Raw genomic sequence first — 13,957 nt, 5'->3', positions numbered from 1 at the left:
CCGGCCGGCGACGAGGGCGACGCACTAGGAGCTCTGCCGGACCACCAGCTCGGTCGGCAGCAGCGTGATCCGCTCGACCGGCTCGCCGGCGAGGCGGCGCACGAGCACGCGCGCCATCGCCTCACCCAGCCCGATGGACGGCTGGTGCACAGTGGTGAGCGGCGGCGTCGCGGTGAGCCCGAAGTTGTCGTCGTCGAAGCCGACCACCGCGATGTCGCCCGGGATGCTGAGCCCCGCCTCGTGGATGGCCGAGTACGCGCCGGCCGCCATCTGGTCGTTCGCCGCGAAGAGGCCGTCGATCGGGCGCCCGGTCGCGAGCAGCCGGCGCATGGCCTCCATGCCCGAGTACGGCGAGAAGTCGCCGTACTCGACCAGCGTGTGGTCCAGTCCGTGCGCCTCCAGCGCCCGGCGCCAGCCTGTGTAGCGGTCGAGGCCGGCGGGCATGTCCTGCGGGCCGGTGATGAGCGCGATGTTCCGGCGGCCGCGCGCGATCAGGTGCTCCGCGGCCCCTGCCGAGCCTGCGACGTTGTCCACGTCCACGAAGTACGACTCGTGCTGGGCCTCGCTCACCGGCCGGCCGCCGAACACGATCGGCAGCGTGGAGCCGAGCTGCGCGTACGAGTGGTCGCCGGAGTGGTGGGAGACCACGAGCGCGCCGTCCACGTTGCCGCCCATCAGGTAGCGGCGGGTCTTGTCGGGGTTGGTCTCGGACGAGATGACCATGTTGAGCGTGAACTCGGTGTCCGCCAGGCTGAGCGCGACGCCCTGCACGATGGACGCGAAGAACGGGTCGGCGAACACCTTGGCCGTCGACTCCGGAACCACCAGCGCGATCACCTGCGTGCGACGGGAGGCCAGCGAGCGTGCGGCGCGGTTCGGCACGTAGTTGAGGTCGGAGATGGCGCGCGTCACGGCCTCCACGACCTCCGGCGTCACCCGGGTGGAGCCGTTCACGACGCGGGACACGGTCGCCCGGGAGACGCCCGCGCGCGCGGCCACGGCCTCCAGGGTCGGCACGCTGCGACCGTCCACCTGCTCCGTCGTCATGGGGTCCTCTCCTCGGGCCGCTCGGGCGTCGGGGCGCCGGTCGACGCCCGACCTATGTTAGGCGCGTGCCGCGGCAGGTCCAGTGGGCGCGCCCACGACCTCGGCGGTGCGGGCGGCATCCGTGATGCGGGCCTCCGTGATGACGCGCGCGTACGCCCGTCCGGAGTCCTTCACCGTGCGCTCCAGCGTGTCGTAGTCGACGTGCACGATCCCGAACCGCTTCGCGTACCCCCAGGCCCACTCGAAGTTGTCGAGCAGCGACCAGACGAAGTACCCGCGCACGTCCGCGCCCTCCGCGATTGCCTCCCGGACCGCGTCCAGGTGACCGAGGATGTACGCCTCGCGCTCCAGGTCGCGGATGCGCCCGTCCTCATCCACGACGTCGTCGTAGGCGGCGCCGTTCTCGGTGATGTAGAGCGGAGGCAGCGCCGGGTACTCGGCCGTCAGCCGCACCAGCAGGTCCCGGAGGCCATTCGGGTTGACCTCCCAGCCCATCGCCGTGGTCGGCAGGTCGCGGGACGGGAACGTGACGAACTCGCTGCCGACGAACGGCGACGACTTGGGCCGGTCGGTCGGCACCGGCGCGTGCACGGTGTCCGCCGGGAGGGGCCGGCCGCTGACGTTGTCGTCGTGGTAGTGGTTCACCCCGAGGAAGTCGATCGGCTGCCGGATGACGCCGAGGTCGCCGTCGTGCACCAGCTCCTCGAAGCGGTGCTCGCGGAGGTCCTCCAGCACGTCGGCGGGATACGTCCCCTCGAGCAGCGGGTCGAGGTACATCCGGTTCCACAGCCCGTCGATGCGGCGGGCGGCGTCCAGGTCGCGGGCGTCCTCCGGGTCGTCGGGGATCGCGTTGGTGAGGTTGAGCGTGATGCCGACGCGCAGCGCCTCGGCGCGCCCCTCGTGGTCCCCGGCCAGGTCGCGGATGGCCGCGGCGGCGAGGCCGTGCGCGAGGTGCTGGTGGTGGAGGGCGGCCAGCGCCGCGCGCGGCTCCCGGCGGCCCGGCGCGTGCTCGCCCGCCGCGTACGCGATCAGGGAGGAGCAGAGCGGCTCGTTGAACGTCGTCCAGTGCGTCACCCGGTCGCCGAGCGCGTCGTACACGGTCACCGCGTAGTCGCGGAAGCGGTACGCCGTCTCGCGGTTCGCCCAGCCGCCGCGCTCCTCCAGGGCCTGCGGGAGGTCCCAGTGGTAGAGCGTCAGCCAGGGCAGGATGTCCGCCTCCAGCAGCTCGTCGACCAGCCGGCTGTAGAAGTCCAGCCCGGCCCGGTTGACCGACCGGTCGCCCGGCTTCACCCGCGCCCAGGAGGTGGAGAAGCGGTACGACTGGAGGCCGAGCTCCTTCATCAGTGCGACGTCCTGCGGAACGCGGTGGTAGTGGTCGATCGCGTGCTCGGGGGTGTCGCCGCCGGCGATCGCGCCGGGGACCCGGGCGAACGCGTCCCAGATCGAGTCCTCCTTGCCGTCCTCGTGCGCGGCGCCCTCGATCTGGGCGGCGGCGGTCGCGGAGCCCCAGAGGAACCCGGCGGGCCAGGCGGTGGCGTCGTCGGTCATGTGTTCTTAGCCTTTCACCGCGCCCGCCATGATGCCGGAGACAAGCTGCCGGCCGGCGAGCACGAAGAGGATGAGCAGGGGGATGGTCGCGAGCACCGCGCCCGCGAGCACGATCGAGTAGTCGACGTACTTCGCGGACTGGAGCTGGCTCAGCGCGACCTGCAGGGTCGGGTTCTGCGGGGCGACGAGCAGCGGCCAGAGGTAGTCCGTCCACGCGGTCATGAACGTGAACAGCCCGAGGATCGCCATCGCCGGCCGCGCCGCGGGGACGCCGACGTGCCAGAAGGTCCGGATCATGTTCGCGCCGTCGACCCGCGCAGCCTCGATGAGCTCCTCCGGGATGACGTCCACGAGGTACTGCCGCATGAAGAACACGCCGAACGCCGTGACCAGGGTCGGCACGATCACCGCGCCCAGGGTCCCGGTCCAGCCGAACTGCTTCATCACCATGAACAGCGGGATGATGCCGAGCTGGGTCGGCACGGCCAGGGTGCCGATGACGAAGACCAGCAGCCCCTCCCGGCCGCGGAATCGCAGCTTCGCGAACGCGTACCCGGCGAGCGTCGAGAAGGCGACGACGGACGCCGTGATGACGGTGGAGACGATGATCGAGTTGCCGAGCGCCTGCCAGAACGGCACCGTGTCGAGCACGGCGCCGACGTTCTTCCAGAACTGGCCGCCCGGCAGCAGCGGCGGCCAGGTGGAGGTCAGCACGGTGCTGTCGCTCGATCCGGCGACGAACGACCACCACAGCGGGTAGGCGCCGCCGACGAAGATCGCGAGCAGGATGCCGTAGGTGAGGAAGCCGGGTCGCCTGTCGATGCCGAGCGCACGGCGGCGCGGGGCGCGCTGCGCGGCGGGGGTGCGGGTGGCGGTGGTCATACGTTCTTCTCCTCGCTCGCCGCGGCCAGCGCCAGCGCGCCCTCGGCGGAAGTGGAAGTGGGCTCTGCGGCCGCCCGGCTCCGCGCGAGCCGCTTGGCAGTCCGCGACCGGTGCACGCGCGCCTCGGTGGAGGCGATCCGGCGCGAGATCAGGAAGTTCAGCACGCCGAACGCCACGATGATGAGGAACAGCATCCACGCGATCGCGGACGCCCTCCCGAAGTTCTGGCGGTTGAACGCCATGTCCCACAGGTAGAGCACGGTGGTCTGGTACTGCCGCTGCGGGCCCCCCGGAACCGCGCTCGACGGGTTGAACAGCTTGGGCTCGGTGAAGATCTGGAGGCCGCCGATGGTCGCCGTGATGATGACGAAGATCATGGTCGGGCGGATGCTCGGCAGTGTGATCGAGAAGAACCGGCGGAACGATCCCGCGCCGTCCAGCGCCGCCGACTCGTGGATGTCGCGCGGCACCGCCTGCATCGCCGCGAGCAGGATCAGCGCGTTGTAGCCGGTCCAGCGCCAGTTGACCATCGTCGCGATCGCGACGTGCGAGGGGAAGGTCTCGGTCTTCCACATGACGGGGTGGAGGCCGACGGACTGGAGGATGTTGTTGATGAGCCCGTACTTCTCGTCGAACGCGCTCGAGAAGATCAGCGTGACGGCGACCGGGGTGACGACGTAGGGGAGCAGGACGCTCATCCGCCAGAACGTCTTGGTCCGGAGGTTCTGGTCGAGCATCGCGGCGATGAACACCGCGGCGATGAGCTGTGGGATGGCGGAGAGCAGGAAGATGCTGACCGTGTTGAAGAGCGAGTTCCAGAAGAACGGGTCCTTCAGCTCGGTGACGTAATTGGCGAAGCCGACCCACTGGCCCGGCCCGGTGAGCAGGTTCCAGTTGTTGAGCGAGACGACGAACGTGTAAATCAGCGGGAACAGGCCGACGAGGGCGAAGAGCACGAAGAACGGCGCGACGTAGAGGTACGGCGACGCATTGACGTCGAAGCGGCTGAGCTTCTGCCTGAACGTGAGCGCCCGGTCGTCGCGGTCGCGCGGGGGCGTCGCGGGGGCGGCCTCCGGGGTGCGGGTGACGGTGGTCATGCGGTTCTCCGTGGGGGAGGGGAGCGGATGGTTCGGGTGGAGTGCTCGGGCCCCGCCGCCGACAGCAGCGGGGCCCGAGTGGTGAGGTGTGTTACTTGTTGACGACGAGCTGGTTCAGCAGCGTCATCGCGTTGGCCCAGGCCTGGTCGCCGTTCGCCTTGCCCGAGTCGAGCTGCTGAACGGAGGGTCCGAAGACCTGGGACTGGATGACCGAGTCGTCCGGTCCCTTGTACTGGGCGACGACGCCCTTCGCGCGCTCCGCCAGGATCTGGCCGACGGGGGCGTTGTTGAAGAACTTCGTCAGGTCGCTCGCGCCGGTGACACCCGGGTCGGACTGAGCCTCAGTGACCGAGGGGAAGGTGCCCGCCGCCTGGAAGGTGGCGACCTGCGACTTGGCCGAGGTGAGCCATGCGGCCAGGGCCGCGGCCTCCTTCGGGTGCTTGGACTGCTTCGGGACCGTCAGGAACGAGCCGCCCCAGTTGGCCGCGCCGCCCGGGAAGACGTTCGCGAAGTCCCAGCCGGTGGAGGCGTCGCCGCCGCCGGCCTTGACCTGGCCCTGCACGACGCCGAGCATCCAGCCCGGGCAGACGAACGTGGCGAAGGAGCCGTCGGTGAAGGCCTTGCCCTTGCCCCAGTCCCACTGGGTCTGGTTGGAGGAGAGGCCTGCCGCTGCGCCGCCGGCCAGCTTGCTCCACAGCGCCTTGAGGTCGCTGTTGTTCTCGATGTTGAGCTTGCCGTCCTTGGTGTAGTACCCCTCGGGCTGCTGGTTCACCATCGCGTTCCAGATGAAGCCGGACTGGTCGTAGAACGCCTTGCCGGTGGCCGCCTTGTACTGCTCGCCCACCTTGAAGAAGTCGTCCCACGTCGCGTTGTCGCCGCCGAACAGCTTGGCGACGGACTCGCGGTCGCTGGGCAGGCCCGCCGCGGCGAAGAGCTTGCCGTTGTAGCAGAGGCCCTCCGGACCGATGTCGGTGCCGTAGCCGATGATGCGGCCGCTCTTGTCGGTGGCCTGCTTCAGCTTCCAGTCGACCCAGCGGCTCTTGATGTCGTTGGCACCGTAGTCCTTGAGGTCGTTGAACTGGTCGGAGACCTGCATGACCTTGGACAGCCAGCCCTCCTCGACCGCCTGGACATCGGGGAGCCCGCTGCCGGCGGCCTCCTTGGTCTGCCAGTCGGTCAGGGCGTTGTCACCGGTGTCGATGTTGGTCGCCTTGATCTTGATCCCCGGGTGCTCCTTCTCGTACTGCGAGTAGAGCTTGTCGAAGCCCATCGTGCCGAACGTCGTGACGGTCAGCGTGATGGGGTTCGAGCTGGTTCCTGCGTCGCTGCCGCTCGCTGAGCAGCCAGTCGCGAGGAGGGCGAACGAGGCCGTGGCGGCGACTGCCGCAGCGACCTTGGTGCGTCGTGAAAGCTTCACGGATCACTCCCTTGTGCGTGTGTGTGCGTGGTCTGGCGTGACCCAGTGAGAGCGCTCTCTTGAAGGCCGTGAGAGCGCTCTCACGGGTTGGATGAGAATGTAGATCGACGGGAACGCACTTGTCAAGTGCGGGTGTGATCGCGCTCTCATCGTTGAAAACACGGGATTTGTTGGGCGGGCCGCGAAATGCGCGGGATTCCGCGTGCCCGCGGTTCGTGGCGTGATAGAACCGTGACCTTGGATGCGTGTTCTTTAGATAGACTGACCTACCTAATCAGAGGAGGCGCCGATGGCGGGGTCCGCGCGCAACACCGGGGTGCGCACGGGTGCGGCCCGGCGCCGCCTCCTCGAAGCGGCCGCCCGCAGGTTCTACGCCGACGGCATCGCCGCCACCGGGATCGACACGATCACCGCCGACGCCGCCGTCGCGAAGATGAGCCTCTACAACAACTTCGCCTCCAAATCGGCGCTGGTCTCCGCCGTGCTGGAGGCCCGCCACGCCGAATGGCTCGCGCTCTACGCCCGTCGCGCACGCCGGACGCGGGACCCGCTCACGCGCGTCCTCGCCGTCTTCGACGCCTACCTCGACCAGGCCGCGCTCGCACCCGAGTCGGGCTATCGCGGCAGCGGCCTCCTGAACGCGGCCGCCGAACTGCCGCTCGGCGACCCCGGCCGCGACGTCGTGCGCCGCCACCTCGCGGAGGTGGACGCCATCCTGGCGGCGGCCCTCCGCGAGCTCACCGACCGCCCCCGCGCCGAGCGGATCGCGCATCACCTCTCGTACCTGCTGAACGGCGCCCTCGTCCGCGCTGGCCTGGAGGCCGACCGCCGCCGCCTCCGCGACGCCCGCGCCCTGGCAGTAGACCTGCTCACCCCCCTCTGACGCCACCCGCCCTCGCACATTCGGCACGAATGGCGCGTTTGGTGCGCGCATTCGCGCCATTCGGCACGAATGTGCGGGCCTGGTGCGGTGGCGGGTGGGGAGGCAGACTGGACGCGCTTCGGGAGACGAGGGGAGGTGCGCGGGATGCCGGTCATCATCCTCGTCGGCTTCGCCGCCGTGGCGCTCTGGTCGCTCGTCGCGCACCGGTTCGAGCGGTTCGGGATCGCCGGCCCCGCCGCGCTCGCGCTGCTCGGCTCGATCGTCGTGCTCGTGGATGTGAAGGGCTTCACCGAGGCCATCGACAGCGACGTCGCCCAGCACGTGGTCGAGCTGATCCTCGCCGTGCTCCTCTTCGTCGACGCGTGCGAGGTGCGCGGCGGCATCTTCGGCGGCCAGGGCCGCAGTCTCGCGCGGCTCGTGCTGATCGCCCTCCCGCTGTCGCTCGCGCTCGTCGTGGTGACCGGCGCCTGGCTGCTCCCCGCGCTCAACGTCTTCGTGCTGATCGTCATCGCCTGCATCGTGATGCCCACCGACTTCGCGCCCGCGACCGCCCTGCTGCGGTCGGGGCGCGTCCCCGCCCGGGTGCGCCAGATCCTCAACGTGGAGAGCGGTTACAACGACGGTCTCATCTCGCCGTTGTTCGCCATGTCGGTCGCCATCGCCGTCGCCCTCCCGAGCATCCTCAAGGTCGCGAACACCGGCGCTCAGCTCTCCGGCGCCAGCGAGAAGGAGGTCGAGAAGAACCTGTCGGAGGCCGTCTACGCCTTCTTCGGCGCGATCCCCGCGACCGCCGTCGCGATCGTCGTCGGCATCGTGATCGGCGGCGTGCTCGGCCTGCTGACCCGCTGGGCCTCCGACCGCGGCTGGGCGAACGCGTCCGGCATCCGCTTCGTGATGCTCATCGCGCCGCTGCTGACCTACGGCATCGCGACGCTCCACGACCTGGCCGCGAACGGCTTCGTCGCCGCGTTCGTCGCGGGCGTGATGTTCCGCGTCACGCGCACGCGCCGCCGCGAGTTGAGCGCGGTCCCGGAGGACGAGCTGCTGCTGGTCGAGGAGGCCAGCAAGGTCGCCTCCGACTTCGTCTGGTTCATCCTCGGCGGGATGACCACCGCGGTGATCGTGGAGGGCATCGACTGGCGCGTGCTCGTCATCGCCGTGCTGGCGCTCACCCTGTTCCGCGCCGTGCCCGTCTACGCTTCGATGCTCGGCTCGCCGGTGACCTGGCGGGAGCGCACCTACCTCGGGCTGATCGGCCCGCGCGGCACGGCCTCCATCGTGTTCGGCCTGCTCGCCTACAACCACCTCCCGGACAGCGACAGCGGCGACGTGCTGAGCGTGACCGTGCTGACGGTGGTGGGGAGCATCGTGCTGCACGGCGTGGTGACGCCGCTCGTGCTGCGCCGCATCCCGCCGCAGCCCGCGAGCGCAGACGGCGGAACGGCCGCCGCCCGGATGGGCGACGGCCGTCCCGTCGGTGAGGTGGACTGAGCCGCTACCGGTGTCAGTCGACCGCCGGCCGCGGTCGCTGCGCGGCGACCGAGGCGGTGTCGATCACCGGCTCGATGAGCGCGCCGGTCTCGCCGGCCACGCGGCTGGCGATCAGGCCGAGGTCGGTCTCCTCGAGCTCGCCGCGGGCGGCGGCGTCGGAGTCGGCGGAGGCCATCGCGCCCACCGGCACCGGCTGACGCTCGCCGGCCTCGGCGCTCTCGCGGGCGGCTGCCTCTTCCGCACTGGCGTCCGCGGCCTCCTGCAGCGCCGACTTGGCGCGCAGCGGCGGGGTGCGGAAGAACAGCGACAGGATGAACGCGACCAGGACCACGAACATCGCGACCCAGTACACCTGCACGGCCGAGTTGTTGAACGCCACCAGGAACGGCTTGGACAGCCGCGGGTCGGCGGTGTTCAGGAACGACGTGTCGTTGATGTCCGAACTGCTGTTCGCGCCGTTGCCCTTCTTGAGCTGCGTCTGCATGACGGGCACGAGGGTGTCCACGTAGGCGGAGCGGGCCGAGGCGTCGGAGAAGTCCAGCGTCACGGTGCCGTCGCTCGCGACCTTCGCGTACGGGGCCTGCGCCTCGATCTTGGTCGCGGCGGCCTGGATGGCCTGCTGCTGCGCCGCGGCCGTCGCCTGGGCCTGAGCCTGGGCGGGGATGTGGCCGGCGGCGACCTGCGAGGCCACGGCCTGGGACGCGGCGGCCTTGGCGCCGTCGACCGCCTTCTGCAGCGCCTGCTGCGTCGCCGTGTTCGCCTTGCTCGTGATCGGCGTGTAGATCTTCTCCATGATCTGCTTGTTCTCGGGGGCCGAGGCGACCGAGGGGGTCAGCGCGGCGTCGAGGGCGCTGGTCAGCGTCGGCTTGTCGGTGAGCGCGGTCTGGATGTTCGTCGGGAACACCGTGAACAGCAGCGACAGCAGCACGGCCGTGCCGAGCGTTCCACCGATCTGGCGGAAGAACGTGGAGGCGCTGGTCGCCACACCCATGTCGCGGAGGCCGACCGAGTTCTGGCTGGCGATGGTCAGCGTCTGCATGAGCTGGCCGAGGCCGAGGCCGATCAGCAGCATCGCGCCGGCGATGAACCAGTACGAGTCGCCGAACTTCAGGAACGTCAGGTAGAAGAATCCGCCCGCGAGCATCGCGGTGCCGATGATCGGGAACTGACGGTAGTGACCGGTGCGCGCGATGATCTGGCCGGAGGCGATGGAGGAGACCATCAGGCCGAGGATCATCGGCAGGAGCTGGAGGCCGGACTCGGTCGGGGTGGAGCCGAGCACGATCTGCAGGTAGAGCGGGAGGGTCAGCATCGCGCCGAACATGCCGAAGCCGACCAGCACGCCGATGACGGTCGCCATCGAGAAGGTGCTGGAGCGGAACAGCTTGAGCGGGATGAGCGCGTCGTCCTTCATGGCCCGCTCGATGAAGATGAAGGCGATGATGCCGATGGCGCCGATCACGTAGCAGCTGATGGACGAGGCGGAGCCCCAGCCCCACTCGCGGCCCTGCTCGGCGACGAGCAGCAGCGGGACGAGCGCGACGATGACGCCGGCGGCGCCCCACCAGTCGATGCGCGCCGCGCCGCGGTCGTGCTTCGGCAGGTGCAGGAAGCGCAGCACCATGAACAGCGCGGCGATGCCGATCGGCACGTTGATGAGGAACACCCAGCGCCAGCCGGCGATCCAGAGGATCTCGTTCGCGCCGGCGAACAGGCCGCCGATCAGCGGGCCGATGAGGCTGGAGATGCCGAAGACGGCGAGGAAGTAGCCCTGGTATTTGGCGCGCTCGCGCGGCGCGAGCATGTCGCCCATGATCGCGAGCGGCATCGACATCAGGCCGCCGGCGCCGAGGCCCTGGATGGCGCGGAACGCAGCGAGCTCCAGCATCGACGTCGAGAACGACGCCAGGATCGAGCCGACGATGAAGATGCCGATGGCGATGATGAACAGCGGCCGGCGTCCGAAGATGTCGGAGAGCTTGCCGTAGATCGGCGTCGAGATCGTCGAGAGGATGAGGTAGCCCGTGGTGACCCACGCCTGCTGGCTGAGGCCGTGCAGGTCGTCGCCGATCGTGCGGATCGCGGTTCCGACGACCGTCTGGTCGAGGGCCGACAGGAACATGCCGGCCATCAGGCCGAAGATCACGAACAGGATCTGGCGATGCGACATGATCGGCTTGGGTGCGGCCACTGCCGCGCTGGTCTGACTGGACATCTGTCTCCGTGTCGAGAGTCGTGTGAGGGGACGCCCGTCACTGTGAGAGCGTCACACCGGTGTGGGGCAAAATATTTTTGCGGAGAGTGCAAAGTTACACCCAGTGCGAGTCTTTCGGCAACGCGAGACTACGCCCCGAACCGCCCCGTTCGCCACGGGCGAACGTCGGGGTGAACTCCGCGGGATGATGCGGCCGGCTGTGGATTCCCGCAGCTCTCACAGCGGCGTTTGTGCCCCATCCAGGTGTCGCATAGGTGACCGGCGTAACGTGGAAGAGGTGGTACCCGTCACCCTCCGAATCCCCCTCTAAGGTCGTATGAGTCCTCTCAGCCGTTCCCGTCGCCTGTTCGCCGTCGCCGCGGCAGTCGCCGCCGCAACCCTCCTGTTCACGGGATGCGCGGGCGAGCCATCCCCGGTGACGAAGGCCATCGCGAAGGCGGCCCCGGTGGCGCAGCCGAAGAACGCGACCGTCTCGGCCATCGTGCCGGCGTCGGGGAGCGTGTCGGGCGGCACCGCGACCATCACCGGCACGAACCTCGACAAGGTCGCCTCGGTGCAGATCGGCGGCCAAGCGGCTCCGGTCACCCAGCCCGGCAGCGACAAGATCGTCGTGACCGTGCCCCAGGCGGCGAACTTCGCGGCCGGGGCGGCGCCGGTCGTCGTCACCGCGGCGGACGGCAGGGCCATCCCCAGCGCCGGCGCGACCTTCACCTACCAGGTGCAGACCCCGGTGGACCAGCAGCTCGCCTACGCGATGGCGCACTGGAACGACTACAACACGGCCCAGTACGGCGACCTCAACCCGGTCGGCGGCGACTGCGCCAACTTCGTCAGCCAGACCCTGATCGCCCGGGGCTGGAAGATGAACTCCGACTGGTACAACCACGACGCGGCGTCCGACTGGAGCCCGGCGTGGGGCTACGTGCCGGCGATGGACGATTACTTCCGCCAGAACGCGACGAAGCTCGGCCTGACGGAGTACCCGCTCGACCAGCGCGACAAGATCAAGGTCGGCGACATCGTGATGTTCGACTGGAACAACAACGACTCGCTCGACCACGTCCAGATCGTCTCGGCGGTGAGCAGCGCGAACGGCAAGATCACCATCGAGATGGCGGGCCACAACACGGACACCGACTACCGCGACCTCGACCACACGATCACGGTCGACCACCCGGGTGCGACCGGTCACTTCTGGAGTCTCTCAAAGTAGGAGGCCCCGTCCGGGTCAGACCGGGAATGCGCTGACAGGAACGCCGCGAAAAGGCGTTTATGCTCGTGGCGTGAATCCGACCGGTCCCCGTCGTCGTGTCGCGGCCGTGGCGGTCGCGACGATCGTGCTGCTCGCTGTCACGGCGTGCTCCGCCGCCGACCACCCGTCCCGCAAGCCGGCCCCCTCCAAGACCGCCGCGCACGCGTCCCGGCCCGTCCCCACCTCCACGCCCACACCGACCGTCGCCGGCTTCGACAAGCACGCCCAGTCGATCGACGACCCGGCCAGCACCTGGGTGGTCGTCAACAAGCCGCGCCCGCTCAACCCGCTCGCGTACGCGCCGCCCTCGCTGGTCTACCCGGAGGTCACCTACGTCAACCGCCAGCCGATGCGGCCCGAGGTGGCGGAGGCGCTGGTCGCGATGTTCCACGCGGGCAAGGCGGAGGCCGGCCTCGACTTCTCCGTGCAGAGCGCCTACCGGTCCTTCGAGTCGCAGACCAACGTCTACAACGACGACGCCGCGCGCAACGGAGCGGCGTACGCCGACACGGACACCGCGCGCCCGGGCCACAGCGAGCACCAGACCGGCCTCGCCGTCGACATCAGCGCCGTCCCGGCCACATGCTCCCTCGACGCCTGCTTCGCCCACACGCCGCAGGGGGAGTGGCTGGCCGCGAACGCCTGGCGCTTCGGCTTCCTGCTGCGGTACCCGGCCGACAAGGTCGCGGTAACCGGCTTCACCTTCGAGCCGTGGCACTTCCGGTACGTCGGCGTCCCGCTCGCCACCCAGCTCAAGTCCACGAACGTCACGACCCTGGAGGAGTTCTTCGGCGTGCCGGGCGGGACCGAGTACCACTAGTCCGCGAACGGCCGCGAGCAGGTGACCTGCGCCGCGGTCTGACCGTGCACGTTCTCCGGCAGCTCCACCGCGGGGCCTGCGGCGTCCCCGGTGCCGGGCTCTGCGGGCGCGGGCGCCTCCTGCGCCGTCTCCACCGTCTCCGACCCCAGCCCGGTGTCTCCGGTCAGGGTGACCGAGCGGTCCTCGCGCAGCGCCGACATCAGCAGCTCCGCCTCCTCGACGGTCGGCGCGACACCGTCGCCCTCGTAGTGGTTCGGGTACTGCACGAAGACGATCTTCGCCGGATCGACATCCTTCAGGGCCATGCTCAGTGACGCGATCGTGGTGACGTTCTTGAGACTCTCGGAGAGCTGGATGTTGTCCGCAGCAGCCTTCGCGAGCCCGTAGACCTTCACCGGGTTGGCCAGGGTGTCCGCGCTCTTGATCGTGCGGACGAGCGACGACAGGAACACCTGCTGGTTGCTGATGCGGGACAGGTCGGAGCCGTCGCCCACGCCGTATCGCGTGCGGAGGAACGCGAGCGCCTGCTGGCCCTGGAGCTCGTTGTCCCCGGCCTTCACCTCCAGACCGGTGTGAGGGTCGACGATGTCTCCCGCGACGCACACGGGGACGCCGCCCACGGCGTTCGACATCTCGATCACGCCGTCGAACTCGATCACCCCGGCGTAGTCGATCTGCAGCCCGGTGAGCTTGGTGACCGTCAGGACCGTACACGCGAGTCCGCCGTAGCTGAGCGAGGTGTTGAGCTTCTGGCTGCTCATCGCCTTGAACGAGCCGCCGTCCGGATTCGGGCAGGAGGGGATCGGCACATAAAGGTCGCGCGGGAGGGTGACCACCGTCGCGTTGCGGTGGTCGGCCGAGACGCGCAGCAGCATTGTCACGTCGTTGCGCTCCCCTTCCCGTTCGAGCAGGTCGTACGCCGGGTTCCCGCCGCCGCTGTCGCTGCCCGCGAGGAGCACGGTGAACGCCCCGTCGACCGCGCCGACCCGCGGCGGCAGGGCCTTGCCTGCGGCGTCGACGAGCTGGACCCCCTCCTTCGCGTTCACGGTCGTGAACACGTCGAGGACGGCGAAGCCGGCCAGGGCTGCGGCGCTCACGGCGACGACGGCGACGGCTCGGACGGCCAGTGCGCCGAGCGACGCGGCCAGGGTGCGGGGCTTCAGGCGTCCGTGCCGGGCGATCGGCGCACCGAGCGACCTCTCGCCGGCACGGGCCTGCGCGCGGGTCTGGATGCCGGGCGTCGGGTCGGAGTGCATCGGATCAGGCTAGCCGCCGATCCTGAATGTAGGACGTAAGCACTGTGCA

At 69.6% G+C, this 13,957-nt stretch carries 11 protein-coding genes; 4 read left to right on the top strand and 7 right to left on the bottom strand.

Annotation, left to right across the window (positions count from 1 at the left end):
• Positions 1-24: 24 nt before the first annotated feature.
• The 5 genes from ABCS02_RS32650 to ABCS02_RS32630 form a co-directional block, all read right to left on the bottom strand.
• A complete protein-coding gene (locus ABCS02_RS32650; protein WP_345839888.1) occupies positions 25-1,047 on the bottom strand; it encodes a LacI family DNA-binding transcriptional regulator in 1,023 nt (340 codons plus the stop codon).
• Positions 1,048-1,104: 57 nt separating this feature from the next.
• Positions 1,105-2,595: a GH1 family beta-glucosidase gene (locus ABCS02_RS32645; protein ID WP_345839887.1), complete on the bottom strand. Its 1,491-nt coding sequence runs from the start codon at positions 2,593-2,595 to the stop codon at positions 1,105-1,107.
• Positions 2,596-2,601: 6 nt separating this feature from the next.
• A complete protein-coding gene (locus tag ABCS02_RS32640) occupies positions 2,602-3,477 on the bottom strand; it encodes a carbohydrate ABC transporter permease (RefSeq protein ID WP_345839886.1) in 876 nt (291 codons plus the stop codon).
• Positions 3,474-4,574, bottom strand: a complete 1,101-nt coding sequence (locus ABCS02_RS32635) for a sugar ABC transporter permease (RefSeq protein WP_345839885.1) — start codon at positions 4,572-4,574, stop codon at positions 3,474-3,476. Before ABCS02_RS32635 ends, ABCS02_RS32640 begins: the two co-directional genes overlap by 4 nt.
• Before the next feature lie 91 nt (positions 4,575-4,665).
• On the bottom strand, positions 4,666-5,991 hold the full coding sequence (locus ABCS02_RS32630; protein ID WP_345839884.1) for an ABC transporter substrate-binding protein: 1,326 nt from the start codon (positions 5,989-5,991) through the stop codon (positions 4,666-4,668).
• 289 nt (positions 5,992-6,280) lie between these two features.
• On the opposite strand from ABCS02_RS32630, the gene ABCS02_RS32625 reads away from it, so the two are divergent.
• Entirely contained in the window at positions 6,281-6,874 is a 594-nt protein-coding gene (locus ABCS02_RS32625) for a TetR/AcrR family transcriptional regulator (RefSeq protein ID WP_345839883.1), read from the top strand.
• Positions 6,875-7,018: 144 nt separating this feature from the next.
• Complete coding sequence (locus ABCS02_RS32620; RefSeq protein ID WP_345839882.1) at positions 7,019-8,365, top strand: cation:proton antiporter; 1,347 nt, start codon at positions 7,019-7,021, stop codon at positions 8,363-8,365.
• A gap of 13 nt (positions 8,366-8,378) precedes the next feature.
• On the opposite strand, the gene ABCS02_RS32615 is transcribed toward ABCS02_RS32620, so the two are convergent.
• Entirely contained in the window at positions 8,379-10,580 is a 2,202-nt protein-coding gene (locus tag ABCS02_RS32615) for an MDR family MFS transporter (protein ID WP_345839881.1), read from the bottom strand.
• Between the two features lie 415 nt (positions 10,581-10,995).
• Between ABCS02_RS32615 and ABCS02_RS32610 the strand changes: the two genes are divergently transcribed.
• Both ABCS02_RS32610 and ABCS02_RS32605 read left to right on the top strand, forming a co-directional pair.
• Positions 10,996-11,793 (top strand): DUF1287 domain-containing protein, encoded by a 798-nt coding sequence (locus ABCS02_RS32610; protein ID WP_345839880.1) that lies wholly within the window; start codon positions 10,996-10,998, stop codon positions 11,791-11,793.
• A gap of 70 nt (positions 11,794-11,863) precedes the next feature.
• The gene (locus tag ABCS02_RS32605; protein ID WP_345839879.1) at positions 11,864-12,652 is read left to right on the top strand and encodes a M15 family metallopeptidase; all 789 of its coding nucleotides are present in this window, start codon (positions 11,864-11,866) and stop codon (positions 12,650-12,652) included.
• Here the strand turns inward: ABCS02_RS32605 and ABCS02_RS32600 are convergent.
• Positions 12,649-13,908: an LCP family protein gene (locus tag ABCS02_RS32600; RefSeq protein ID WP_345839878.1), complete on the bottom strand. Its 1,260-nt coding sequence runs from the start codon at positions 13,906-13,908 to the stop codon at positions 12,649-12,651. The genes ABCS02_RS32605 and ABCS02_RS32600 overlap by 4 nt on opposite strands.
• Positions 13,909-13,957: the final 49 nt, after the last annotated feature.

The organism is Microbacterium sp. X-17, from assembly GCF_039615055.1.
The sequence above is the reverse complement of the archived record's forward strand: the minus strand, read 5'-3'. Positions and strand labels throughout refer to the sequence as shown.